The sequence below is a fragment of the Psychromarinibacter sp. S121 genome (assembly GCF_049801035.1).
In the GTDB taxonomy this organism is placed as follows: Bacteria; Pseudomonadota; Alphaproteobacteria; order Rhodobacterales; family Rhodobacteraceae; genus Psychromarinibacter.
In genome coordinates this window covers 353,028-376,126 of record NZ_JBNAGE010000001.1, presented here as the reverse complement: position 1 = coordinate 376,126, position 23,099 = coordinate 353,028, and the positions used below count along the sequence as shown (strand labels likewise).

The 23,099-nt window shown below is 66.7% G+C and carries 25 protein-coding genes; 9 read left to right on the top strand and 16 right to left on the bottom strand.

Translation table 11 applies throughout. From position 1 onward, the window contains the following. Positions 1-100 precede the first annotated feature (100 nt). Positions 101-352, top strand: a complete 252-nt coding sequence (locus ACP156_RS01890) for a hypothetical protein (protein ID WP_425049586.1) — start codon at positions 101-103, stop codon at positions 350-352. A gap of 124 nt (positions 353-476) precedes the next feature. On the opposite strand, the gene ACP156_RS01885 is transcribed toward ACP156_RS01890, so the two are convergent. The 5 genes from ACP156_RS01885 to ACP156_RS01865 all read right to left on the bottom strand — a co-directional run bounded on the left by ACP156_RS01885 (position 477) and on the right by ACP156_RS01865 (position 5,065). Next, positions 477-1,490, bottom strand: a complete 1,014-nt coding sequence (locus tag ACP156_RS01885) for a YcjF family protein (protein WP_425049585.1) — start codon at positions 1,488-1,490, stop codon at positions 477-479. Further along, positions 1,487-1,933 (bottom strand): N-acetyltransferase family protein, encoded by a 447-nt coding sequence (locus ACP156_RS01880; RefSeq protein ID WP_425049584.1) that lies wholly within the window; start codon positions 1,931-1,933, stop codon positions 1,487-1,489. The genes ACP156_RS01885 and ACP156_RS01880 overlap by 4 nt, the downstream gene beginning before the upstream one ends. Before the next feature lie 56 nt (positions 1,934-1,989). After that, on the bottom strand, positions 1,990-3,402 hold the full coding sequence (locus ACP156_RS01875) for a YcjX family protein (protein ID WP_425049583.1): 1,413 nt from the start codon (positions 3,400-3,402) through the stop codon (positions 1,990-1,992). Between the two features lie 79 nt (positions 3,403-3,481). Next, a complete protein-coding gene (locus ACP156_RS01870; protein WP_425049582.1) occupies positions 3,482-4,393 on the bottom strand; it encodes a DMT family transporter in 912 nt (303 codons plus the stop codon). A gap of 54 nt (positions 4,394-4,447) precedes the next feature. Then, the gene (locus ACP156_RS01865) at positions 4,448-5,065 is read right to left on the bottom strand and encodes a LysE/ArgO family amino acid transporter (RefSeq protein ID WP_425049581.1); all 618 of its coding nucleotides are present in this window, start codon (positions 5,063-5,065) and stop codon (positions 4,448-4,450) included. Positions 5,066-5,134: 69 nt separating this feature from the next. Between ACP156_RS01865 and ACP156_RS01860 the strand changes: the two genes are divergently transcribed. Continuing rightward, positions 5,135-6,010, top strand: a complete 876-nt coding sequence (locus tag ACP156_RS01860) for a LysR family transcriptional regulator ArgP (protein WP_425049580.1) — start codon at positions 5,135-5,137, stop codon at positions 6,008-6,010. Between the two features lie 9 nt (positions 6,011-6,019). On the opposite strand, the gene map is transcribed toward ACP156_RS01860, so the two are convergent. Both map and ACP156_RS01850 read right to left on the bottom strand, forming a co-directional pair. Beyond that, positions 6,020-6,766, bottom strand: a complete 747-nt coding sequence (map, locus tag ACP156_RS01855; protein ID WP_425049579.1) for a type I methionyl aminopeptidase — start codon at positions 6,764-6,766, stop codon at positions 6,020-6,022. Positions 6,767-6,883: 117 nt separating this feature from the next. Then, positions 6,884-7,912: an aspartate-semialdehyde dehydrogenase gene (locus ACP156_RS01850; RefSeq protein ID WP_425049578.1), complete on the bottom strand. Its 1,029-nt coding sequence runs from the start codon at positions 7,910-7,912 to the stop codon at positions 6,884-6,886. A gap of 463 nt (positions 7,913-8,375) precedes the next feature. Between ACP156_RS01850 and ACP156_RS01845 the strand changes: the two genes are divergently transcribed. Together ACP156_RS01845 and ACP156_RS01840 are read left to right on the top strand one after the other, a co-directional pair. Further along, the gene (locus ACP156_RS01845; protein WP_425049577.1) at positions 8,376-10,196 is read left to right on the top strand and encodes a M3 family oligoendopeptidase; all 1,821 of its coding nucleotides are present in this window, start codon (positions 8,376-8,378) and stop codon (positions 10,194-10,196) included. Between the two features lie 4 nt (positions 10,197-10,200). Further along, positions 10,201-10,668, top strand: a complete 468-nt coding sequence (locus ACP156_RS01840; protein ID WP_425049576.1) for a GNAT family N-acetyltransferase — start codon at positions 10,201-10,203, stop codon at positions 10,666-10,668. An 18-nt stretch (positions 10,669-10,686) separates the two neighbouring features. Here the strand turns inward: ACP156_RS01840 and ACP156_RS01835 are convergent, their stop codons facing one another. The 3 genes from ACP156_RS01835 to ACP156_RS01825 all read right to left on the bottom strand — a co-directional run bounded on the left by ACP156_RS01835 (position 10,687) and on the right by ACP156_RS01825 (position 12,326). Continuing rightward, positions 10,687-11,391 (bottom strand): dimethylsulfonioproprionate lyase family protein, encoded by a 705-nt coding sequence (locus ACP156_RS01835; RefSeq protein ID WP_425049575.1) that lies wholly within the window; start codon positions 11,389-11,391, stop codon positions 10,687-10,689. An 85-nt stretch (positions 11,392-11,476) separates the two neighbouring features. Continuing rightward, positions 11,477-12,016, bottom strand: a complete 540-nt coding sequence (locus tag ACP156_RS01830; RefSeq protein WP_425049574.1) for a hypothetical protein — start codon at positions 12,014-12,016, stop codon at positions 11,477-11,479. A 40-nt stretch (positions 12,017-12,056) separates the two neighbouring features. Beyond that, the gene (locus ACP156_RS01825; RefSeq protein ID WP_425049573.1) at positions 12,057-12,326 is read right to left on the bottom strand and encodes a DksA/TraR family C4-type zinc finger protein; all 270 of its coding nucleotides are present in this window, start codon (positions 12,324-12,326) and stop codon (positions 12,057-12,059) included. Positions 12,327-12,403: 77 nt separating this feature from the next. On the opposite strand from ACP156_RS01825, the gene ACP156_RS01820 reads away from it, so the two are divergent. Next, entirely contained in the window at positions 12,404-12,925 is a 522-nt protein-coding gene (locus ACP156_RS01820) for a glutathione peroxidase (protein ID WP_425049572.1), read from the top strand. A 9-nt stretch (positions 12,926-12,934) separates the two neighbouring features. Here the strand turns inward: ACP156_RS01820 and ACP156_RS01815 are convergent, their stop codons facing one another. Next, entirely contained in the window at positions 12,935-13,084 is a 150-nt protein-coding gene (locus tag ACP156_RS01815) for a hypothetical protein (protein ID WP_425049571.1), read from the bottom strand. Positions 13,085-13,181: 97 nt separating this feature from the next. Between ACP156_RS01815 and lepA the strand changes: the two genes are divergently transcribed. Then, a complete protein-coding gene (gene lepA / locus ACP156_RS01810) occupies positions 13,182-14,981 on the top strand; it encodes a translation elongation factor 4 (protein ID WP_425049570.1) in 1,800 nt (599 codons plus the stop codon). Between the two features lie 539 nt (positions 14,982-15,520). Here lepA and ACP156_RS01805 read toward each other — a convergent pair. Continuing rightward, complete coding sequence (locus ACP156_RS01805; protein WP_425050804.1) at positions 15,521-16,066, bottom strand: REP-associated tyrosine transposase; 546 nt, start codon at positions 16,064-16,066, stop codon at positions 15,521-15,523. A 158-nt stretch (positions 16,067-16,224) separates the two neighbouring features. On the opposite strand from ACP156_RS01805, the gene ACP156_RS01800 reads away from it, so the two are divergent. Beyond that, entirely contained in the window at positions 16,225-16,929 is a 705-nt protein-coding gene (locus ACP156_RS01800; RefSeq protein ID WP_425049569.1) for a hypothetical protein, read from the top strand. Between the two features lie 55 nt (positions 16,930-16,984). Here the strand turns inward: ACP156_RS01800 and ACP156_RS01795 are convergent, their stop codons facing one another. Next, the gene (locus ACP156_RS01795) at positions 16,985-17,953 is read right to left on the bottom strand and encodes a hypothetical protein (RefSeq protein WP_425049568.1); all 969 of its coding nucleotides are present in this window, start codon (positions 17,951-17,953) and stop codon (positions 16,985-16,987) included. Between the two features lie 168 nt (positions 17,954-18,121). Here ACP156_RS01795 and ACP156_RS01790 point away from each other — a divergent pair, with 168 nt between their 5' ends. Together ACP156_RS01790 and ACP156_RS01785 are read left to right on the top strand one after the other, a co-directional pair. Continuing rightward, positions 18,122-19,375 (top strand): glycosyltransferase 87 family protein, encoded by a 1,254-nt coding sequence (locus ACP156_RS01790; protein WP_425049567.1) that lies wholly within the window; start codon positions 18,122-18,124, stop codon positions 19,373-19,375. After that, entirely contained in the window at positions 19,372-19,680 is a 309-nt protein-coding gene (locus tag ACP156_RS01785) for a hypothetical protein (RefSeq protein ID WP_425049566.1), read from the top strand. Before ACP156_RS01790 ends, ACP156_RS01785 begins: the two co-directional genes overlap by 4 nt. Here the strand turns inward: ACP156_RS01785 and ACP156_RS01780 are convergent. Genes ACP156_RS01780 through ACP156_RS01770 form a run of 3 tightly spaced genes read right to left on the bottom strand, consistent with a single transcriptional unit; the run spans position 19,677 to position 23,040 of the window. Next, positions 19,677-21,242, bottom strand: a complete 1,566-nt coding sequence (locus ACP156_RS01780) for an acyl-CoA dehydrogenase family protein (RefSeq protein ID WP_425049565.1) — start codon at positions 21,240-21,242, stop codon at positions 19,677-19,679. The two genes, ACP156_RS01785 and ACP156_RS01780, sit on opposite strands and share 4 nt — an antisense overlap. Further along, a complete protein-coding gene (locus tag ACP156_RS01775; RefSeq protein ID WP_425049564.1) occupies positions 21,239-22,540 on the bottom strand; it encodes a TRAP transporter large permease in 1,302 nt (433 codons plus the stop codon). The genes ACP156_RS01780 and ACP156_RS01775 overlap by 4 nt, the downstream gene beginning before the upstream one ends. Continuing rightward, complete coding sequence (locus tag ACP156_RS01770) at positions 22,537-23,040, bottom strand: TRAP transporter small permease (protein WP_425049563.1); 504 nt, start codon at positions 23,038-23,040, stop codon at positions 22,537-22,539. Before ACP156_RS01770 ends, ACP156_RS01775 begins: the two co-directional genes overlap by 4 nt. Between the last annotated feature and the right edge of the window lie 59 nt (positions 23,041-23,099).

Genomic DNA, 23,099 nt, shown 5'->3' with positions numbered 1-23,099 from the left:
GGGCCGGTAATTCGGATGATGATCGCGAACCGGTCCGTCATGCGGCGGGTTATAGGCGCGGGGGACCGGAGCGTAAAGCGGTCATACGCACACGCGTCCGATGCCTTGGCCGATGGTTCTGGAAGTGTCGCGGGGACCGGCTTGCCCAGAAAGCTGGCGGAAGCTGGCGGAAGCTGGCGGAAGCTGGCGGAAGCTGGCGGAAGCTGGCGGAAGCTGGCGGAAGCTGGCGGAAGCTGGCGGAAGCTGGCGGAAGCTGGCGGAAGCTGGCGGAAGCTGGCGATCCCTAGGCTGGCTGGGTCGGGCGCGGTTGCTGGCGATTGGCTGGCTACTGGCGCTGCCTTGCTGGCAGTAGGATCTGCGTGGCTTGGCCCCGCGACTTGAGAAACAGATAGTGCCCCCCGCCGCCATCCGCAAGGATAATTTTCAATAAATTCAAATAGTTGACTGAATTTATCGGGTACTTAAACCCGATTTTTTCAGTCGGATTTTTCGGACGCACCGAACCCCGAAAAGAGTCCCGTCAACGCCCGCTGCACCAGCCGTGTCACCGACGGCTTGCGCAACCGGCGGAACGGCAGCGGGCGACAGACCTCCATCGCGGCGATGCCAACCCGTGCGGTCAGGGCGCCATTGACGATCCCCTCTCCGAACCGGCGCGACAGTTTCGACAACACGCTGCCCCCGGCGACCGACCCGATCAGGTCGTCGCCCACCGCGACCGCGCCGGTCGCGACAAGGTGCGTCAGGACCGACCGCGTCAGGCGCCAGCTGCCCAGGGTCCCTGCCCGGCCGCCGTAGATCTCGGCGATCCGGCGGATCATCCGCAGGTTCGAGGTCAGGGCGGTGAACACGTCGGCCAGCGCCAGCGGCACCACCGCCGTCACCGTCGCCACCTGCCGCGCCGCCGCCTCGACCTCGCGCCGGGCCATGTCGTCGAGCGGTTGCAGAAGTTCCGCCTCGGCCAGCCCAAGCAGCCCGTCCGCGTCGAACATGTCGTCGCGCCGTTCCTTCAGGCGGGTGCGGCCCCAATCCAGTTCGGGCCGCGCCGCGTAGTGCGCCACCAGCCGGTCGGTCACCTTGCGCGCCTGCGCCAGATCCGCCCCGGTCAGCGCCGCATCCGCCGCGCGATGCAGGCTGTCCAGCCGTTTCAGCCGCGCATAGGCGGCCCATTCCTTCACCGCGATGGCCAGCATCACCAGCACGAACAGGCCGATCAGCACCATGGCGATCAGGCCCAGCACCGGGCTGCGGTCAATCAGGCGGTTGATGAAATCCCACGCGGCCAGCGAGGTGACGAAGCCGATGATGGCGACCAGCAGCCGCCAGAACCAGCGCGCCAGCGGCGACGGACGACGCGCGGCCAGCGCGGCCACCTTCTGCATCGCCGCGGCGTCCGGCAGCCCGCCCACGTCATGCACCGGCGGCGCATCGGCGGGCGATGGCGCGGGTTCGTTCATCTCGATCAGCACGGGGCCTTTCGGATCGCTCATCGGGCTGTCTCCTCTCGGGACCAGACCAGCCGGACATCCGGCAGTTTCTCATCGTTGCCCGCGCCGTCGGTACGTTCAGCCTCCGCAAAGCCTTCGCGGGCGTAGAAGTCGAGCGCACGGGTGTTCTGCTGGAAGCACCACAGTTCGATGCGGGATGTCCGGGCCTTGGCCGCGTCCAGCAGCCTGTGCCCGACCCCGGCGCCGCGCGCCTTGGGCGCGACATGGAAGGCGTGGACCTTGTCGCCGTCGCGCACCAGAAACCCCTGCGTACCGCGCCACGTCCGGGCGACCAAAACCTCGAACCGGCCGATCAGGTTGGTCAGGTGCTCGCGATCCTCGACGCGGGTGTGCAGCAGCGGCATCCAATCCGTCTCGCGCACCCAGTCGCCAAGGATGCGGGCCAGACGCGCGGCGTCGCGGGGGCGCGCGGGTTCGATCTTCACCGCAGGTCTCACGGGCAGTTTCACGGGCAGGCTCACTGGAAGATTCACTGGCGGCCTCACAACCGGTCGCCGAACAGGAATTGCGCCGCCCGGTCCAGCCGGATGTGCGGCGGCCCCTCGCCCGGCTTCAGCCGCAGCGCGGCGGGGGCGAAGTTCATGATCGCGTAATCCTCGTCCAGCCACGTTTCGGCGCCCTCGCGGGCGGGTCCCAGCAGCCGCTGCGGATCCTCGGGCAGCTCGCCCGGATAGAACGCCGCCTGCCGCCCGTCCAGCAACGTGCCGCGAACGCAATCAAGATTGCGCCCGCCGTGGCCAAGCGTTTCCTCCACCGTGGCGCGCAGGGCGGCGATGGCCATGCTCTCGGTCTTGGCGCCCGCAAAGTCGGCGCGGTCCTTCGCGTCGCGCACAAGCGCCTCCATGATATGCGTCAGGCGCGGGTGTTGCAGATGGTGCAGATGGTCGGCCTTGGTGGCGGCGAACAGGATCTTCTCGACCCGCTGGCCCAGCAACAGCCGCGACAGCCACGCGTTCCTGCCCGGGCGGAAGGCCGACAGGATGTCGGTCATCGCGCGGCGCAGGTCGTCCAGTGCGGCGGGGCCGGCATGGATCGCGCCCAGCGCGTCGACCAGCACGATCTGCCGGTCGATCCGAGAGAAGTGATCGCGGAAGAACGGCTTCACGATCCGCGCGGTGTAGGCATCGTAGCGGCGCTCCATCTCGCGCCAGAGGCTGCCCCGCTTGCCGCGCGCGGGCTTGGGGATCGGCGCGAAGGTCAGCGCGGGGCTGCCCGCCATCTCGCCCGGCAGCAGGAAGCGGCCCGGCGTGCAGTCGGAATAGCCCGCCTCGCGCGCCTCTTGCAGGTAGGCGGCATAGCCGTCCGCCAGTTGCCGCGCTTGCGGTTCCTCGAACTTGGCGTCGCCGTCGATATCGCGGGCCAGCGCCATGTAGGCTTCGGCCTGCGACCGCCCCTCGGCCCGGTGCAGCGCCTTCGACGCCCAGTCCTCGTAGGACAGGTCCAGCAGTTCAAGGTCCAAAAGCCATTCGCCGGGATAGTCCACGATGTCGAGATGAATGGTTCGCGGCCCCTGTATCCCCGCAAGCAACCCGGCGGGGCGGACGCGCAGGGACAGGCGCAGCTGGCTGACGGCGCGGGTGCTTTCCGGCCAGCGCGGCTGGGCGGCGGTCAGCGCGGCAAGGTGAGTCTCGAAATCGAACCGCGGAACGGTGTCGTCGGGCTGCGGCTGAAGGTACGCGGTCAGAATGCGCCCCTCGGACGCGGCCGCAAGTTGCGGCATCCGCGCCCGGTCCAGCAGGTTGGCGACCAGCGAGGTGATGAACACCGTCTTGCCCGCACGGCTAAGACCGGTGACGCCCAGCCGGACGACCGGTTCGAAGAACGCGCCGCTGACGGTGCTGCCGATGCTTTCGACGCCGCGGCTCAGGCCGTCGGCGATGTCTCCCAGTCCCAAGCGATGCTCCTTGCCCGATCCCGGAATAGATAGGCCGGGAGGTGCCGTGGTGCCAGCCCCGCACGGAAAGGCGAAGGCGTCAGACCTTGGTCGCCACCGAGACCGGAGTGATCTCGCGCCGCTTCAGCACCGCTTCGCGCCACGTGATGAAGCTGACCGCCGCCAGAACGATGGTGCCGCCAAGGATCACGAAGGCGTCGGGCGGCTCGCTGAAGACCACCGCGCCAAGGATCACGGCCCAGATAAGCTGAAGGAACGTCACCGGCTGCGTCACCGTCATCGGCGCCGCGCGGAAGGCGAGCGTCATCGTCAGGTGCCCGCCGGTGGCGAAGACCGCGGTCAGGAACATGCCGCCCAGTTGCGGCCACGTCGGCCAGACCCAGTCGGCCAGCGCGAAGGGCAGCAGCGTGGCGGTCACGAAAATGGACATCCACGCAACGACCACGACCGGGGCAGCGCGGCCCGACAGCGTTTTGGCGATCAGGTACGAACAGGCGAACAGCAGGCCGGTGCCCAGCATCGCGATGTGGCCCGGCGACAGCTCGCGCACACCGGGCCGCAGGATCACCAGCGCGCCAAGAAGCGCCACGATCACGGCGCTGATCCGGCGGAACGCCAGTTTCTCGCCAAGGAAGATCGCCGCGCCAATGGTGACGTAGACCGGAGAGAGATAGTTCAAAGCCGTGACCTCGGCGATCGAGATGCGGGTCATCGCGAAGAACCACAGGATCACGCCCAGCCCGTGAACGAAGCCGCGGATGCCGAACAGCCGAAGCAGGGGGCGGTCTCTTGCGACGGCGAACACCGGGCGCAGCATCGGCAGGAAGAACAGCAGCCCCAGCGCATAGCGCAGGAACGCGGCCTCTGCCGCGGGCAGCCCCTGCCCGAATTGCTTCACCAGCGCGGTGACCGCCACGAACTGCACGCCGGTCGCCAGCATCCACAGGACGCCGGTCACGGGGCGGTTCGGAGGGGAAGCGACGTCGGACATGCCCCTGCTCTATCCCGCACCGTGCGCGTCGCCACAAGGGCCGACGTCGCGTGGTCAGCCCAGCAGCAGCTTTGCCGCGATGACCCACATGGTGACGCCGACCACCGCCTCGAGCACCCGCCAGCTTGCGGGTCGGGCGAAAACCGGCGCCAGCAGCCGCGCGCCATAGCCAAGGCCGAAGAAGAAGGTGAACGAGGCAGCGACGGCCCCGATGCCGAAGGCCAACCGCGCCGCGCCCCAGCCCGCCGAGATCGAGCCCAGCAGGACCACCGTGTCGAGGTAGACATGCGGGTTGAGCCACGTCAGCGCGAGGCAGGTCAGCAGCGCCCGGCGCAGCGACCCCGCGCCTTCTGCCGCCGGCGAAAGCGCCTCGGCCGGACCCAGCGCGCGGCGGAAGGACAGTGTTCCATAAACCAGCAGGAACGCCGCCCCGGCCCATCGCATCAAGGGCTCGATGCCCGGCAGCACGGCCTGCACCGCCGCGAAGCCCGCGACGCCCAGCGCGATCAGCACCGCGTCGCTGAGGGCGCAGGTCAGGCACACGGCGAACACATGCTCGCGCCGAAGACCCTGCCGCAGGACAAAGGCGTTCTGCGCCCCGATGGCAAGGATCAGGGAAAAGCCGGTGGCGAACCCGGTGGCGGCGGCGGGAAGATAGGTGACGTGCTCCATGCCGCCCCGCTTGCCCCGCCGCAGCGGATCATTCAAACTAATTTACCTGAAGTCTGTTAAGTCAAACTAATGCCGCAACTCGACTACCCCGCCCTTGCCGCCCTGTCGGCGGTGATCCGCACCGGCAGCTTCGACGCCGCCGCCGCGCAGCTTGGCGTCACCCCGTCCGCCGTGTCGCAACGCATCCGCGCGCTGGAGGAACGGATGGGTGCGGTGCTGGTCCTGCGCGGCACGCCCTGCACCGCGACCGAAACCGGCGACCGCCTGCAACGCCATGCCGAGGCGGTGGGGCTGATGGAGCGCACGCTGGGCGAGGATCTTGCCGCCCTTGCCCCCGCGCCGCTGCGTCTGGCGGTCAACGCGGACTCGCTGGCGACATGGTTCCCGGCGGCGCTGGCCGGGGCGGAAGGCTTCGTCTACGACCTCGTGATCGACGATCAGGCGCATTCGCACGACTGGCTGCGCCGTGGCGCCGTGGCGGCGGCGGTCACGGCACAGCCGGGTCCGGTGCAGGGCTGCAACGCGCACCCGCTTGGGGCGCTGCGCTATATCGCGACATGCTCGCCCGCGTTCCACGCGCGCTGGTTCGGCGGCGGCGTCTCGCCGGACGCCCTTGCCGCCGCGCCCGTGATGGCCTTCGACGCCAAGGACCGGTTGCAGCACGACTGGGTGCGGATGGCCGTCGGGCGCGACGTGCCGCTGGTGCCGCACATGGCGCGTTCGACCCATGCTTTCGTCGACCTTGCGCTGGCGGGGCTGGCGTGGGGGATGAACCCGGAACCGCTGGTGCGCGACCACATCGCCGCCGGGCGGCTGGTGCCGCTGGTTCCCGGCCTGCCGCACGACACGCCGCTGTATTGGCAGGTCAGCCGCCACGTGGCCGCGGCGCTGGAGCCATTGACCCGGTCGGTGCGCGCCGCCGCGAAGACGCGGCTGGTGGGCTAAGGCCGGACGTCAGCCGGGCCGGGTGACGATAATCGCGCCCTTTGCCGTTGCGACGACCGTGTGTTCGTACTGCACCGCCGGTGCGGCGGGTTCGGCGTACAGAGTCCAGCCGTCATCGCCCTGCTCGGCCCAATGGCCGCCGGTGGACAGGAACGGCTCGACCGTCAGCACCAGCCCCTTGCCGATCCGCCGCCGGTCGCGGCTGGGCCAGGTGGCGATTTCCTCGGGGTACTCGTGCAGCGACCGGCCGACCCCGTGGCTGGCGAGGTTGCGGATCAGCGTGTAGCCACGGGCCGAGGCGAAGCGGCCGATGGCGGCGCCGATCCCCGACAGCGGCTTGCCCTCGGCGACCTGAGCGATGCCGATCTGCATCGCGCGTTTCCCGTCGCGGCACAGGCGGTCCAGCGCGTCGGGCACCGGGGCCACGCGAAAGGTCGCGCCGGTATCGGCGAAATAGCCGTCCTTCGACGCGGAGACGTCGATGTTCACCAGGTCCCCCGCCGCGACGACGCGGTCGCCGGGGATGCCGTGGGCGATCTCTTCGTTGACGCTGATACAGGTCGCGCCGGGAAAGCCATAGGTCGCCTCGGGCGCGGGTTCCGCCCCCTCACGCTCGAGAAAGGCGCGGCCGATGTCGTCAAGTTCGCGGGTGGTCATGCCCGGCTCCAGCGCCGCGCCCATCGCCTGCATGGTATTCGCGACGATCCGGCCGATGACTTTCAGCCCGTCGAGTTCGTCCTGCTGCGTGATCGTCATGCGTCGCCCTTTCCGCCGTCCCACCGACACCTAGTCATCCGGGGCGGCAAAGTCCCGCCCCCGAAAGCAGAAAGGGCGGCCAGCGGCCGCCCCTTCCGTACCCTTGTGACCTGACGATCAGGCGTCTGCCTTCTGAAGCACCTTGTTGCCCAGAACCTCGGCGATCTGCACCGCGTTCAGCGCGGCGCCCTTGCGAAGGTTGTCCGAGACGACCCAGATGTTCAGCCCGTTCTCGATGGTCGAGTCGGTGCGGATCCGGCTGATGAAGGTGGCGAAGTCGCCCACGCATTCGATCGGGGTGACGTAGCCGCCATCCTCGCGCTTGTCGACGACAAGGCAGCCCGGCGCGGTGCGCAGGATCTCGCGGGCCTCATCCTCGTCCAGCGGTTCCTCGAACTCGATGTTCACGGCTTCCGAGTGACCGACGAAGACCGGCACCCGCACGCAGGTCGCGGTGACCTTGATCGAGGGGTCGATGATCTTTTTGGTCTCGGCGACCATCTTCCACTCTTCCTTGGTCGAGCCGTCTTCCATGAAGACGTCGATATGCGGAATGACGTTGAAGGCGATCTGCTTCTGGAACTTGTTCGGCGCGACCTCCTGACCCGGCACGTACATGCCCTTGGTCTGGTCCCACAGCTCGTCGATGCCTTCCTTGCCCGAGCCGGAAACCGACTGGTAGGTCGACACGACGACCCGCTTGATCTTGGCGCGGTCGTGCAGCGGCTTCAGCGCCACCACCATTTGCGCGGTCGAGCAGTTCGGGTTCGCGATGATGTTCTTCTTCTTGTAGCCATGGATCGCGTCGGCGTTGCACTCGGGCACGATCAGCGGAACGTCCGGGTCGTAGCGGTACAGCGACGAGTTGTCGATCACGACGCAGCCGGCCTTGGCGGCGACGGGAGCGTATTTCTTCGTGGCTTCCGACCCGACGGCGAACAGCGCGATGTCCCAGCCGGTGAAGTCGAATGTGTCGAGGTCCTTGGTGGTCAGGGTCTTGTCGCCGAACGAGACTTCGGTTCCGAGAGATTTCCGGCTCGCCAGAGCCGCGATCTCATCGACCGGGAACTGGCGCTCGGCCAGGATGTTCAGCATTTCGCGGCCCACATTGCCCGTGGCGCCCGCGACGACGACCTTGTAGCCCATTTTTCACTCCTTGAGTCTAAGGACGGGGGTTCTTATCGCACCCGACCTAGCGTGGAAAGCGAATTGTCGAGGTTTTATTGCCGTCGGCGTTCCCGCCCGGTGGTGGTCTGCGTGACGGGGATCGGGCTGGGGGCTCTGCCCCCGTCGCACCACAGGTGCGCATGGAAAGGTCGATGGGCGGCTCTGCCCCCGTCGCACCAAAGGTGCGCGTGGAAAGGTCGATGGGCGGCTCTGCCCCCGTCGCACCAAAGGTGCGCGTGGAAAGGTCGATGGGGGCGCTGCCCCCGTCGCTTCGCTCCCCCCCGAGGTATTTGGAAAGAGAAGAAGCGGGGCGCGGGAGGCGGGTTTTTCCGCCGGGGGCCGCCTGTGGGGGCCATTGGCGGGGCCGGAGGAGGCGCGCGCGGCTTGAATCCCCGGCCCCCGCCAGCATATGTGCTTGCGTACCATGTCCGAAGGAGTTCGCATGAAACCGCTTCCCCGCCCGCTTTTCGACGCCAACGCCAGCGCCGGCGGCAAGGATCTCGGAAACCTTCCCGAATGGGACCTGACCGATCTTTATGCCTCGCCCGACGCGCCGGAACTGAAGCGCGACCTCGACTGGCTGGAAGAGGCCTGCGCCTCGTTCGCCGCCGATTACGAGGGCAAGCTGGCGGATCTTGACGGCAAGGGCATGCTGGACTGCGTGCTGCGCAACGAGAAGATCGACATGGTTACCGGGCGGATCATGTCCTACGCGGGTCTGCGGTACTATCAGCAGACCACCGACGCCGAGCGCGCCAAGTTCATGTCGGACTGCCAGGACCGGATCACCAATTACTCGACGCCGCTGGTGTTCTTCTCGCTGGAACTGAACCGTATCCCGGACGAGAAGCTGGACGCGCTGTTTGCAGAGAACGCCGAACTGGCGCGCTACAAGCCGATCTTCGACCGCCTGCGCAAGATGCGGCCGCACCAGTTGTCGGACGAACTGGAGAAGTTCCTGCATGACAGCTCGGTCGTGGGCGCCACGGCGTGGAACAAGCTGTTCGACGAGACCATCGCTGGACTGATCTTCGAGGTCGACGGCGAGGAATACGGGATCGAGGGAACGCTGAACTTCCTGTCCGAGCCCGACCGCGCCAAGCGCGAGGCCGCCGCGCGCGAGTTGGCGCATGTGTTCGGCAAGCACCTTCCGCTGTTCGCCCGCGTCCACAACACGCTGGCGAAGGAGAAGGAGATCGAGGACCGCTGGCGTCACATGCCGACGGCGCAGTACGGCCGCCACCTTGCCAACGACGTGGAGCCCGAGGTTGTCGAGGCGCTGCGCAACGCCGTGGTCGCCGCCTATCCGAAGCTGTCGCACCGCTATTACGAGCTGAAGCGCAAGTGGCTGGAGCTGGACACGATGGAGGTCTGGGACCGCAACGCGCCGCTGCCGATGGAAGAGCAGCGCACCGTGGGCTGGGACGAGGCGAAGGCGCTGGTCATGGACGCCTATGCCGGGTTCGACCCGCACATGGCCGAGATCGCAGAGCCGTTCTTCGGTAAGGGCTGGATCGACGCCGGCGTGAAACCCGGCAAGGCGCCGGGCGCTTTCGCGCATCCGACCGTCACCGACGTGCATCCCTACGTGATGCTGAACTACCTTGGCAAACCGCGGGACGTGATGACGCTGGCGCACGAGTTGGGCCACGGCGTGCATCAGGTGCTGGCCGCCGGTCAGGGCGAGCTGCTGTCGTCGACCCCGCTGACGCTGGCCGAGACCGCGTCGGTGTTCGGCGAGATGCTGACCTTCCGCAAGCTGCTGGCCAACGCCAAGTCCGACACCGAGAAGAAGGTCCTGCTGGCCGGCAAGGTCGAGGACATGATCAACACGGTGGTTCGCCAGATCGCGTTCTACGACTTCGAGTGCAAGCTGCACGAGGCGCGCCGCCATGGCGAACTGACGCCGGACGACATCAACGCGCTGTGGATGTCGGTGCAGGCCGAGTCGCTTGGCCCGGTGTTCAACTTCATGGACGGGTACGAGACCTTCTGGGCCTATATCCCGCACTTCGTCCATTCGCCCTTCTACGTCTACGCCTATGCCTTTGGCGACGGACTGGTGAACGCGCTGTACGCGGTCTACGAGGAAGGCGACGAGGGCTTCCAGCAAAAGTACTTCGACATGCTGAAGGCGGGCGGGTCGAAGCACCACAAAGAGCTTCTGGCGCCGTTCGGGCTGGACGCCTCGGATCCCAAATTCTGGGACAAGGGCCTGTCGATGATCTCGGGCATGATCGACGAGCTCGAAGCGCTGGAATAAGCGCTTGGGCGTCACCATCGAGAGGCTGCCCGACGCGGAAGTCGGGCGGCTTCGCCATTTCACTCTGCCGCCGGACCAGGCGCCCTTCGCCGATCTTCCGTCGAAGGTGGTTGGCACTCCCGGACGCGAGGGCCACGTCGTGCTGGCGGATGGGCATCCGGTGGGTTTCTTCGCGATCCAGCCGGACTATGGCACGGCCTACGACTTCGCCCCCGACGATGCGATCGGGCTGCGGATGTTCTCGGTCGATCATGCCGCGCAGGGCAAGGGATACGCGACCGCCGCCTGCCTGTTGCTGCGCGGATATCTCGGCACCGTCTATCCCGGCCGAAGCGCCTGCTACCTTACCGTCAACGTGAAGAACCCGGCGGCGCGGCGGGTCTACGAAAAGGGCGGGTTCGAGGATACCGGCGCCCTGTATCACGGCGGCGGATACGGGCCGCAGCATGTGATGCGGCTGGCGCTGGGGTGAACGGCCCCGGGGCCCGTCCTAGATCCCCTGTTCCATCCGCGCCTTGCGGGTCCGGCTTAGCCGCATGCCGGGGTCGGACAGGTTCGCCTCGGGACCGATCCACGCATAGGCCAACAGGCAAGGCTCCATCTCGGCGGTGGTGATCCGGTGCTCGGCCCCGGGCCGGTTCAGCACCAGCGATCCCGGCGCGTGAACCGCCACGTCGTTCTCGGACCATGCGCCCGAGACGGCGACATAGCTTTCCTCGATGTCGTGATGCGAATGCTGCGGATAGGTGGTGCGCGGGGCGAACAGGACGAAGCCGAGGATCAGCCGGTCCGCCTGCACCGGGCCGCGCGGGCCAAGCACCTCGCAATAGGCATATTTCTGCGCCAGCGCCTTCGGCACCTTCTGATAGCCGTATTCCCACGTCAGCCGGTCCGCCACCCGGCCCAGCGCGCGCGACAGCCCATGCACCGCGCCGCGCTCGCCAAGATCCAGCGCCCGCATCAGGTGCGCCGTGACCGGCTTCGCCTCGGGCGCGCGGGCGACGACATTCGGGTTGGCGTCGAGGATCGCCCCAAGCGCCCGACGCACGCGAAGCCGGTGGCCGCCGATCAGCTTGCTGCCCCCGGCCGTGCCCGCGCGGTACAGGGTGTCGAATTCGCGCAGAAGGTACAGCCAGTCGGGGCAGTCGTTGAGCCGGGGAACGGACAGTTCGGGCATTTCGACGATTTCGGTCATGGGCGGCGCTTTCGCTACAGCGGATCGGAAATCCTTTCACCGCAATGCGAGTCGATGCAATCGGGAAGATGACCGGCGCGGCCCGCTATTCGGCGAAGATCTCGGTTTCGATCAGGCCGCTGACCGTCCGGCACGTCGCGGGGTCGGTGGCAGAGGAAATGATCCGCCGAAGGCAAAGCTCGCCCTCGAACACCGCCTCGAGCCGGCCGAAATTACCCCAGACATCCAGCGCGACGATGTCGAGCGACGGCGCCCGCGTCGCCCCGCGCGAGGTCCAGAACGGGCCGCCCATGCCATCCGGCATGTACATGATGTCGACGGACAACGGGAGGACGCCAGCGGCGTAGGGCCCGACATAGCGGGCCTCCAGAGTGAACAGCTTCGCGGTGCCGAACGCGGGCTCGGGGTGGCCCTGCACATAGACCTCGGTCAGCCGCGCGCCCTGCGTGACGCTGGCCGTCGCGACGGTCCGGCCGCCCTGTTGCATGGTGATCGTGTGCCAGACGATCGGGTCACCGTCGAGGAAGGCGGTGATGCGGCCGAGGTCGCCGGCAGCCGCTTGCGAGACCGCCATGGCGATGCAGGCGGCCGACAATCCGATCCGGAGACGGCGTATGGGTCGCATCCTCCTCCCCTTCCGCCGGCGGGCGCAGGCCCGTGGCGGCCTACTTCAGCTGGCTGTCTTTCGATCCGCGCCGGTTGATCCCCGGCCGGGACTTGAAGGCGCCGTCGCGGTCCTGCTGGCAGTCGATGCACAGCTTGACCCCCGGCAGCGCCAGCCGCCGCTTCTCGGGGATCTCTTCACCGCATTCGGCGCATTCCGGCAGGGACTCGCCCACGGGCGTCTTGCGCGACCGCATGCGTTCCAGCTCTTCCGAGATCGACGCCTCGATCTGTTCGTTCACCGCGCCGTCGCGCGACCATCCGCCAGCCATTTCAATCGTCCTCAACTAAATTTGAACTCTAGCGCGTCGCGCTACGTACATAAAGCCAGAGACCAAGGAGGTCCCCCATGCGCCAGACCCTTGCAGCCGCTCTTGTCCTGATCGCAGGCCCGGCCTTCGCCGGTGGCAGTTTCTCGTTCGACAGCCTCGACGGCGGAACCTACGACAGCGCCGACTGGGCCGGGCATCCGGTGCTGGTGGTCAACACCGCCTCGCTGTGCGGTTTCACCCCGCAGTACGAGGGGCTTCAGGACCTGCACGAACGCTATGGCGCAGAGGGCCTGATCGTTCTTGCGGTGCCGTCGGACGACTTCAAGCAGGAACTCGCGACCGATGCGCAGGTGAAGGACTTCTGCGCGATGACCTTCGACCTGACCCTGCCGATGACCACCATCACACCGGTGCGGGGCGACGCGGCGCACCCGTTCTATCGTTGGCTGGCCGAGGATCACGGCTTTACCCCGTCGTGGAACTTCAACAAGGTGCTGATCGCCCCCGACGGAAGCGTCGCCGCCACCTTCGGGTCGATGACAAAGCCGCTGTCCACCGCCATCACCGGCGCTATCGAGACGATGCTGAGCGCCGACTGAGCCGGCGGGTCAGTCTTCCCGGTCGAAGTCCTTCACCGCGACACCCAGCGCCGCGCCGATGCCGGCCCCCAGCGCGATTCCAGCCCCGATATTGTCCATCGCGACACCGATCCCGGTGCCGATACCTATACCTATGGCGATCCAGACGCCCATGTTCATGACAGTTCTCCCGTCAATGAACCTAGTCCCTATATCCAATGGCGCAAGGCCTTCGCGCCCCATTGACGACGACGCCGTTCCCCCGCATATCACCGCAATGACCGACCTCGCACATATCCGCAATTTCTCTATCGTCGCCCACATCGACCACGGGAAATCCACGCTTGCCGACCGCCTGATCCAGCTGACCGGGACGGTGTCCGAGCGTGACATGAAGGAACAGCTGCTTGACGCGATGGATATCGAGCGCGAGCGCGGCATCACCATCAAGGCCAATACCGTGCGGATCGAGTATCCGGCGAAGGATGGCCAGACCTATATCCTGAACCTGATCGACACCCCCGGCCACGTCGACTTTGCCTACGAGGTGTCGCGGTCGATGCGCGCCGTGGAAGGCTCGTTGCTGGTCGTGGACGCGACGCAGGGCGTCGAGGCGCAGACGCTGGCGAACGTGTATCAGGCGATCGACGCCGACCACGAGATCGTGCCGGTGCTGAACAAGATCGACCTGCCCGCTGCCGAGCCCGAGCGTGTGAAAGAGCAGATCGAGGACGTGATCGGCATCGACGCCTCGGAAGCGGTCGAGATCAGCGCCAAGACCGGCATCGGCATTCCCGACGTGCTGGAAGCCATCGTCACCCGCCTGCCCGCGCCCAAGGGCGACCGCGACGCGCCGCTGAAGGCGATGCTGGTCGACTCGTGGTACGACCCCTACCTCGGCGTCGTCGTGCTGATCCGCGTGATGGACGGGGTTATCCGCAAGGGCGACCGCATCAAGATGATGCAGACCGGCGCCGTCTACGGTGTCGACAAGCTGGCGGTGCTGAAGCCCGCGATGGTCGACATCAAGGAACTGGGCCCGGGCGAGATCGGCATCTGGACCGGATCGATCAAGCAGGTGCGCGACACCAAGGTCGGCGATACCATCACGCTGGAGAAGAAGGGCACCGACAAGCCGCTGCCGGGCTTCAAGCCATCCGTGCCGGTGGTGTTCTGCGGCCTGTTCCCGGTGGACGCCGCCGATTTCGAGGACCTGCGCGTCGCGATCGAGAAACTGGCCCTGAACGACGCCAGCTTCTCGTACGAGATGGAGACCTCGGCCGCGCTGGGCTTCGGCTTCCGCTGCGGGTTCCTGGGGCTTCTGCACCTGGAGGTCGTGCGCGACCGGCTGGAGCGTGAATACGATATCGACCTGATCACCACGGCTCCGTCGGTGATCTACCACATCCACATGAAGGACGGGGAGAAGATCGACCTTCACAACCCCGCCGACATGCCCGACATCACCAAGATCAGCCACATCGAAGAGCCGCGCATCAAGGCGACGATCCTTGTGCCGGACGAATACCTCGGCGACGTGCTGAAGCTGTGTCAGGACCGACGCGGCATCCAGGAGGACCTGACCTATGCGGGCTCTCGGGCGATGGTGGTCTATGACCTGCCGCTGAACGAGGTGGTGTTCGACTTCTACGACCGGCTGAAATCGGTGACGAAGGGCTATGCGTCCTTCGATTACCAGATGACGGGCTACCGACAGGACAATCTGGTGAAGATGTCGATCCTGGTGAACGAGGAACCGGTGGACGCGTTGTCGATCATGGTCCACCGCGACCGCGCCGAGATGCGCGGCCGGGCGATGGTCGAGAAGCTGAAGGAACTGATCCCCCGCCACATGTTCAAGATCCCGATCCAGGCTGCGATCGGCGGCAAGGTCATCGCCCGCGAGACGCTGGCGGCCCTGCGCAAGGACGTGACGGCCAAGTGCTACGGCGGCGACGCGACCCGGAAGAAGAAGCTTCTGGAGAAGCAGAAGGCCGGCAAGAAGAAAATGCGCCAGTTCGGCAAGGTCGACATCCCGCAGGAAGCCTTCATCAACGCGCTGAAGATGGATGGGTAAGGGGCGTATACCTGCGCGCCTTGCCTGACATTGGTTCCGGATGCCGGTGCGCATGAATGCGCACCCTACGGGTCGAGACCTCCCGCTTGGCGCGCGGGGCTCATCCGACACGATCAAACGTAGGGTGCGCATTCATGCGCACCAACCATAACGGAACGTCCGGCCCGGTGCGCGTGAACGCGCACCCTACGGGTCGCGGCCTCCCGTTTGGCGCGCGGGGCTCATCCGGCACAACCAACCGTAGGGTGCGCATTCATGCGCACCAACCATAATGGAACGCCCGATCCGGTGCGCGTGAACGCGCACCCCACGGCGCTCGAGACCTCCCGCGTGGTGCAAGGGGCTCATCCGACACAACCAACCGTAGGGTGCGCATTCATGCGCACCAACCAAAATGGAACGCCCGACCCGGTGCGCGTGAACGCGCACCCTACGGGTCGCTACCTACCTCTGCGCGCGGGCTCCGTCCGGCACAACCGACCGTAGGGTGCGCATTCATGCGCACCAACGATAACGGAACGCCCGTCGCCGGCGCACATTCATGCGCACCCGCCGCAAACAATCGCACGACCCAACGCGCGCCCACCCGAACCCTCCGCATATTCCGCATCCACCCGGCCCTCCCGTAGATCCCGGTGGATCGACGAATGCGGCCAGTCCGTCGGACGCGCGACGAAGCCGTGTTTCACCGGGTTGATCCAGCAATAGCGCACATGCGCCGCGAGATCCGTGTCGTCGCGGATGTGATGCTCCCAGAACCGGCGTTGCCACACGCCCCGTTCCCGCCGCGCCCTGTGGCTGGCTCGTCTGAGGCCCGGCGGCACGGCGCGTGAGAACCGTGCCTTGATCACGCTCCACCGCGTCGAATAATCGGCGTCCCCCTCCGGCAGGGTCCACACACAGTGCATGTGGTCCGGCAGCACCACCCAGGCGTCGATCCCGAAAGGCCGCTCGGACCGGGTTAGCCGCACGGCATGGCGCAGGGCGTCGATCTCGTCGATCAGGACCGAGGCGCCACGTTCCGCCAGAGCGACGGTGAAGAAGACGCTGGCCCCGGGGATGCGGGGACGGATGTAGCACGACATGGCGCAGGATTGCGCGAGCGTGGTTAATTCGGCGTGAAGGGGAGCCAGATACATCGCCCCCCCAACCGGCACGCCTACGCCGATGTGAAGCACGCCCCCTGCCCGCGCCCGCCGCACCCTGCTATCATTGCCAAAAAACACCCGAGCAGGAGCCCAGAATGAACCCGAGTCTCACGGCGGTCTTCGTACTCGCCGCCTCTTCCGCCGCAGCCGATGTCTGCGATTTCCGCCCCTCGATCATGGCCGGCAAGGCCGGTGCCGCCGCGAAGAACACCGCAAGCGACGTGGCCAGCGGCGTCACCAACGGGGTGAAGGCGATCGGCGCCTATACGCTGCGCAATCCCGTCAGCGGCATCAGCATGATGTCCTCCGGCGTCGGCACCGCGACCGCCGCGGGCACCTCGATCGGCACCGCCGCGTCCAGCGCGCTTGGCACGGCGGCGACGGTGGCGACCGCCCCTGTAACCCTTTCCATCGCCGGCGCGACCGCGGTGGCGTTGGGCGGGTTCGAGGGCGTGTGCCACTTCCGCAAGGAACGCATCACGGACTACGACGAGATCCTCTACATCGTCACCAACCTCGCCGCGAACTCGGATCCCACGATGTTCAAGGTGATCCCGGAGGGCGCCGAATACTACACGCTCAAGGGCAACCCCGCCCTTGCCGGCAAGACGATGGTGCGGGTCGCCGGGCCGGGCTATGGCCCGGACCTCTACGACGTGGACAAACTTTATGTGGTCGACGGGGTGCTGAAACACCGCGACGCCCTGCGCGACACGGTGATCGGCGATGTCGCCCTGCAGGTGGTCGAGGTGCAGGACGAGGCCGAGGCTGAAACCTCGGCAGAGCCACCGGCGGAGTGAACGACGCGGGGCATGCAGCGCCCCGCCCCATCTGACCCGACAAGACAGCGCCGCTTCAGAACCGTTTCTGCACGATCGCCAGCATCACGTTTTCCCGGGTGACGCATTCGTCGCCCCGGAACGTCGCCTTCAGCCGGCGCAAGTTGTACAGCAGGAAATACGGGTCGGTTATCTTGCCGAGCGTGGACTTGCCCCGCCACGGGCGACTGATGTCGAAACCGCTGCCGGACGGAATATCGTTCAGAAGGTTGTAGTTGACCCGCAGCGCGTTCAGCATGTGCTCGTCGTACAGGTGCAGCGACTGGACGCGCGCCGCAACATCCGCCGCCGTCTCCGCCGATATCCCCGCCGTCGGCGCCAACTGGCCCGTGACAAGAAAATCGGTCAGCCATTCACGCGTCTTCGGCACCGCGGGCAGCGTCTTCTCGTACTGTGTCGGGTTCCAGTTCAGATCCTCGATGATGTAGAAACCGCCCGGCTTGACCACGTCGAACAAGGCGCCGAACGCAACCTGCTGGTGGTAGGAAGCATGGGACGCATCGTCGATCACGATGTCGAAGTCGATGCCGAGGTCTTTCACCTTCCGAAGATCGGCGGGATCGCCGGAATCTCCGCGGACAAAGGTAAATCGTGCATCCTGAAACTGGGCAAAGTCCGAAATGTCGAAGCCCACGACGTTCGGTTCGTGAAAATACCTTCGCCACATCTCGACACTCGGAACGTGCGTCGTCGCACGATCCTTGTCGCCGTCGACTTCCGGCCCGCCCTCGGCAAGTCCGATTTCAAGAATATTGATGTCCCTGTCGCGCAAGTACGCGAACAAGCTGTCGTACACGACTGAATAACCGGCTGCGCCTTTACTGCTGCCAAACTCACGTGCCAGCTGGCTTAAGTCCAGCCGCTTCGTCTGCACCCCATCCATTGCCATCCCCCCATGAATTGCAATGCGGATTGTAAAAAGAACGAAGTTAAACTGACCTAGGGTAAAGTACCGCACGCGGACACCCTCGGTCAATAATTTCAATTTTTGCCACAATGGCAAGAATAGTCGGCTGTCGTTTCCAATTTATGTTTACCAAGTAAAATTCCCTTATCCGACACTGGCGCAGCAAGCCGCGAGCGGCAGCCCGCGTTTCACCGCGCTTGCCCCAATCCCCGAACCCACTAAACTGCGCCGAAAACAGGCCCGCCCTTGCCCGCTTTCCCGATCACACGCCTTGTCCCCGGCCTCGCCATTCTTGCCGTCTGGGCCGTCTGGGCCGCGCTAAGGTGGTGGGGGCATTGGCCTGCGGATCTGTCCGCGCTGTATTTCGCCGGTCACTTCCATGCCGAAGGGATGCCTGCCGAGATCTACGCGTCTCCCGCGCGGTTTTTCGGATTGGACATGCCGCAAAGCTGGACCGATGCCGCGACGGCGGCGGGGCATCCGGGGGTGCAGACCTTTCCCTACGTCTACCCGCCGCTTTGGGCCGTGCTCATGGCGCCGCTGGCCGCGTGGCCGCCACAGGCGGTGTTCGACGGGTTCCTGCTGTGGCACCTCGCCCTGCTGGTCCTCGCGCCGGTGCTGGCGTTCCGCATCATGCGGCCCGCGATTTCCTTCACGGTTTTCGCGGCGATCACCGCCGCCCTTCTGACAACCTCGGTAATCACCGAGCAGGCGCTGTTCCAGAACCAGCCGCAGATCACGGTGGCGTTCCTGACGCTTCTGTCCTTCGAGCGCCTGACCTCGGACCGCGACACCGAGGCGGGGCTGGCGCTGGGGCTGGCGGCGGCGATCAAGCTGTCGCCGATCCTGCTGCTGGCGATCTTCCTGATCGAGCGCCGGTTCCGGGCCGCGGCGACCGCCGTCGCGACGGTGGCCGCGCTGGCGGTTCTAAGCCTTGCCCTCGCCGGGCCGGAACTGCACCTCGAATACCTTCGCAAGCTGTCGGTTCTGGGCGACCAGCTGGTGATCTGGGACCTGAATCTGTCGCTGAAAGCCGCGCTGTTCCAGATGTCCGAGCTGGTGGCCGGGCGGCGCCTGCCTGCCTCGACCGACGGGCCGCTTCTGCTGGAGTCGCCAGGCTGGCTGGCGCCGGCAGTGTTCGCGGCGCTGCTGGCTGGAGCCGCCGCGATCTGGGCCGCGACGCGCAATGCCGCCCCCGACGCCCGCTTGCGGCACCGGCTGGCGGCGGGCGTGACGCTGCTGACGCTTTGCGCGCCGCTGGCGTGGGCGCATCACTATCTCGTACCGCTGTTTCTTGTCCCCGGTCTGATCGGAGCCATGCCCACCGCGCGCGCGGCTGTGTTGATCCTTGCGTTCGGGCTGCTCTACGCTGACCGGGTGGCGGCGGGTTTGCCGGGCTGGCTGCCGCTGAACCTCACGACGCCGATCTCGGTCGCCGGGATGGGGGTGCTTGCCGCGGTGTTCGCGCTGACGGCGCGGCGCAAGGAGGACGTGCGATGAAGCGGAAACTGATCCTGCGGTGGGCCCTGTTCTTCGGCGGCGCGGCCTGTCTGATCGGGTGGTACCTGCGCAGCGAAGCCGGGATAGAGGACGCCGCGCAGGGCAACATTTTCCTGATCGGAGTGATCCTGCTTGGCGTCTGGTTCATGGCGTCCAAGGATGGCTGGGGCACCGGCACCGCGAAGCGACGCCGCAGCGACGGCGGCGACGGCACTGGCGGCGGCGGCTTTGGCGGCGGCGGCTTTGGCGGCGGCGGCTTTGGCGGGCACTGCGGCGACGACGGAGGGGGCGACGGCGGCGACTAGCCCGCCGCCGCGATATGCAACTCCATCTGCGCCGCCGCCGTCTTAATGAAGAACGCGGCCTCGGGCGTGTCCTCGATCCGCTTCGACAGCCACGTCTGCACCGCGACCCAGCCCGCCCGCAGGAAGGCATCCGCCATCTCGAACTGGTGGGTGCGATCGGCATCGCCCGCGGCAGCGGTCGCAAGCGCCTCGAACCGGTCGAGCACGGCCAACCGGGCATCGTCGCCCACGCATTCCCGCCGCGCCCGGTCAAGAAACAGCGCCACCGCCGCGCTGTCGTCGGCCAGCGACTGACGCAGCAGGAAATCCTGCGCCTGCATGCCCGTGGTGCCTTCGTAGATCGTGAACACCCGCGCGTCGCGCATGTATTGCTCGGGCGAGTAGTCCTTGGTGAACCCTGCCCCGCCCAGAACCTGAATCGCGGCGTGGGCGGTGTCGAAAGCCATCTCGCCGCCGAAGTTCTTGATCAGCGGCAGCAGCCACGCGTTCAGGCGGCCCATGTCGGCGTCATCGTCGGACAGGTCCGCCGTCACCGCAGCCTCCAGCAGCGCGAGACGAAAGATGTCGATCCGCGACTTCATCGCCATAAGCTGCCGCTGCACGTCGGGGTGCGAGATAATCGGCACCGCGGCCTCGGTGGGCTTGCCGCCCTGCCGGCGCGTCTCGGCATGTTCGACCGCCACGTCGTAGGCGGCCAGCGACATGCCCAGCCCTTGCGTCGCCACGGTCAGGCGCATGTGCCGGATCATGGTGAACAGCTGCGCCAGGCCGCGCCCTTCTTGCCCGACCAGCCGCGCGGGCGCGTTCGTGAATTGCAGCGCGCAGGTGGGCGAGCCGTGCAGGCCCAGCTTCTCCTCGATCCGTTCGCAGGTCACGCCGGGGCCGCGTTCGACGAAGAACAGGGACAGGCCGCGCGTGCCCGGCGTGTCGCCGGTGCGGGCCAGCATGCAGTGGCCGATGCGGTCGCGAATGTCGTGGTCGCCGAACGAGATCCAGATCTTCTGGCCTGATACGCGCCAGCCTTCGCCGTCCTGCACCGCCTTGGTGCGGATGCGCCCCACGTCCGATCCCGCCTCGGGCTCGGAGATGCAGATCGTCGCGCACCGTTCGCCCGCGACCAGCGCCGGGACCCAGTCCTGTTTCAGGTCGTCATCGGCCCAAGCGGACAGCAGCAAAGCCGCCGCCCGCGATCCGCCCGCAGACATCATGAAGGACGGGCATGCGCGTTCGAACAGCGGGTTCACGGCGGTGAACACGGTCAGCGGCATGCCCATGCCGCCAAGGTCATCGTCATGTTCCAGCCCCAGCCAGCCGCCCTCGGCCAGCGCGTCGTAGGCCGGCAGGTACTCGGGCGGGACCGAGACCTTGCCCTCCGCGAAACTCGCGCCGACGCGGTCCGATATCGGGTTCAGCGGCGCGACCTGCCCCTCGGCCAGCTTGGCGGCCTCGGTCACGATCGCGTCCAGCGTTTCGGTGTCGATCACGTCTCCGGCGACGCGGGGCCAGTCGGGGGTCACCGCAAGGGCGGACAGCATGGCGGCGGCATTTTCAGCGTAGGTCATAGGAATCCCGGAAGGAAAAGAATGAGAGCGGGGAACGCGATGCAGATCGCGACCACCACGATGTCGGCGATCAGGAAGGGGATGACCCCTTTGAAGATCTGCAGGACGGACACGTACTCGCTGGCGACGTTTCGGATCACGAAGACGTTCAGGCCGACGGGCGGCGTGATCATCCCGATTTCCAAGAGCTTCACCACGAGGACGCCGAACCAGATCAGGTCGATCCCCTCGGCACGGAAGATCGGCAGAAGCACCGGCAGCGTCACCAGCAGCGCGCCGAAAGGCTCCATGAACATGCCGAGCACAAGGTACAGCACCACCACGATCAGCATCAGGTGGAAATACGACATCTCGGACCCGCTGACTGCGGAAGAGATGAAGCTGGTGAGGCCGGACAACCCGAGGAAACGGGTGAACATCGCGGCGCCGACGCCGATGATGAACAGCGAGGACGCGGTCATCAGCGTTTCGATCATCGACTGGCGGAAGATGCCGAAGGTCAGCCGCCGGGTCGCCAGCGAGATCAGGATCGACCCCAACGCCCCCACGGCCCCCGCCTCGGTGGCGGTGAAGATGCCCGAGAACAGGCCGCCGAACACCACCACCATCAGCAGCAGCACCGGCCAGATGTTCAGCACGGCCCGCATCGTGTCGACGTCGCCCACGTCCAGCGGGCGCGGCGGCGCGATGTCGGGGCGGCGCCAGCAGGTCAGCAGGACGACGACCGAATAGGACACGGCCGTCAGAAGGCCGATGGTGACGCCGCCGACGAAGACCTTGGTGACCGAGGTCTCGGCGAAGACGCCGTAGACGATCATCAGGATCGATGGCGGGATCAGCGCGCCGATGGTACCGCCCGCCGCGATGGCGCCCGAGGCGAAGCTGGGCGAGTAGCCCGACTTCACCATCTCGGGGATCGCGATGCGGCCCATGGCGGCGGCTGTCGCCAGCGACGAGCCGCAGACGGCGGCAAAGCCGGAACAGGCGAAGATCGACGAGATCGCCAGCGCGCCGGGGATCTTCCGCAGCACGGCCTTCGCGGCCTCGAACAGGCCGGCGGTCAGCCCCGCGTGGTAGGACACGAAGCCCATCAGCAGGAACATCGGCACCGCCGAAAGGGTCCAGTTGGCGACGAAGCTGTGCGGGGTGTTGGACAGGATGCCGATGGCAGGTGCGAGGCCCAGCATCTTGGCGGTGCCGCCGAAGGACACGGCGACCAGCGCCAGGGCCACCGGCACCCGCAGGGCCAGCAGCAGGAACAGGACGGCGACGCCCAGGAAACCGGTTTCGACGCTCATTTCGCAGCCTCCGGCTTGGCGGTGTCGGGGGCGATCAGGCGCAGCGCGGTCACCAGCGCCGCAAGACCGAAGCCCGCGGGCAGGATGAAATAGCCGGGCCATGTCACCAGACGGGTGGACTGCGACATGACGAAGGTGCCGGTGTCGAAGTTCTTCAGCGCGGTCTGAAGCGTGACCCAGAACAGCGCGACGTAGATAGCGGTGGACAACAACGCCACCAGCCAGTCGGACACGCGGGTCATGGCCGGGCTCATCAGCCCCTCCATCACCTCGACCTGCACCATCCCGCCCGAGCGTTCGACCCACGCCAGCGGAATGAAGGCAAGCGCGACCATGTAGTAGTGGGTCACGATCTCGAAGGTGGCCGGGATCGGCGTGTTGGTGAGGTTGCGCATCGCGACATCGGCGACGACGTGCAGCATCAGGGCGATCACCGCGACGGCGCCGATCAGGGCAAGGCCGGAAAGGGCGATATCGCGCAGTCTGAGAATGGCGTGCATGGCTGGTCTCGAGTGGCAGAGTCCGGGTGTGTCCGGGCGCGCAGCGGCGCCCGGACGCA

Bases quoted from the DNA above. Each gene is read 5' to 3' on its own strand.
- ACP156_RS01890 (WP_425049586.1), top strand. From the start codon at position 101: ATGCCTTGGCCGATGGTTCTGGAAGTGTCGCGGGGACCGGCTTGCCCA.
- ACP156_RS01885 (WP_425049585.1), bottom strand. From the start codon at position 1,490: ATGAGCGATCCGAAAGGCCCCGTGCTGATCGAGATGAACGAACCCGCG.
- ACP156_RS01870 (WP_425049582.1), bottom strand. From the start codon at position 4,393: ATGTCCGACGTCGCTTCCCCTCCGAACCGCCCCGTGACCGGCGTCCTG.
- ACP156_RS01865 (WP_425049581.1), bottom strand. From the start codon at position 5,065: ATGGAGCACGTCACCTATCTTCCCGCCGCCGCCACCGGGTTCGCCACC.
- ACP156_RS01860 (WP_425049580.1), top strand. From the start codon at position 5,135: ATGCCGCAACTCGACTACCCCGCCCTTGCCGCCCTGTCGGCGGTGATC.
- map (WP_425049579.1), bottom strand. From the start codon at position 6,766: ATGACGATCACGCAGCAGGACGAACTCGACGGGCTGAAAGTCATCGGC.
- ACP156_RS01850 (WP_425049578.1), bottom strand. From the start codon at position 7,912: ATGGGCTACAAGGTCGTCGTCGCGGGCGCCACGGGCAATGTGGGCCGC.
- ACP156_RS01845 (WP_425049577.1), top strand. From the start codon at position 8,376: ATGAAACCGCTTCCCCGCCCGCTTTTCGACGCCAACGCCAGCGCCGGC.
- ACP156_RS01835 (WP_425049575.1), bottom strand. From the start codon at position 11,391: ATGACCGAAATCGTCGAAATGCCCGAACTGTCCGTTCCCCGGCTCAAC.
- ACP156_RS01830 (WP_425049574.1), bottom strand. From the start codon at position 12,016: ATGCGACCCATACGCCGTCTCCGGATCGGATTGTCGGCCGCCTGCATC.
- ACP156_RS01825 (WP_425049573.1), bottom strand. From the start codon at position 12,326: ATGGCTGGCGGATGGTCGCGCGACGGCGCGGTGAACGAACAGATCGAG.
- ACP156_RS01820 (WP_425049572.1), top strand. From the start codon at position 12,404: ATGCGCCAGACCCTTGCAGCCGCTCTTGTCCTGATCGCAGGCCCGGCC.
- ACP156_RS01815 (WP_425049571.1), bottom strand. From the start codon at position 13,084: ATGAACATGGGCGTCTGGATCGCCATAGGTATAGGTATCGGCACCGGG.
- lepA (WP_425049570.1), top strand. From the start codon at position 13,182: ATGACCGACCTCGCACATATCCGCAATTTCTCTATCGTCGCCCACATC.
- ACP156_RS01805 (WP_425050804.1), bottom strand. From the start codon at position 16,066: ATGTCGTGCTACATCCGTCCCCGCATCCCCGGGGCCAGCGTCTTCTTC.
- ACP156_RS01800 (WP_425049569.1), top strand. From the start codon at position 16,225: ATGAACCCGAGTCTCACGGCGGTCTTCGTACTCGCCGCCTCTTCCGCC.
- ACP156_RS01785 (WP_425049566.1), top strand. From the start codon at position 19,372: ATGAAGCGGAAACTGATCCTGCGGTGGGCCCTGTTCTTCGGCGGCGCG.
- ACP156_RS01780 (WP_425049565.1), bottom strand. From the start codon at position 21,242: ATGACCTACGCTGAAAATGCCGCCGCCATGCTGTCCGCCCTTGCGGTG.
- ACP156_RS01775 (WP_425049564.1), bottom strand. From the start codon at position 22,540: ATGAGCGTCGAAACCGGTTTCCTGGGCGTCGCCGTCCTGTTCCTGCTG.
- ACP156_RS01770 (WP_425049563.1), bottom strand. From the start codon at position 23,040: ATGCACGCCATTCTCAGACTGCGCGATATCGCCCTTTCCGGCCTTGCC.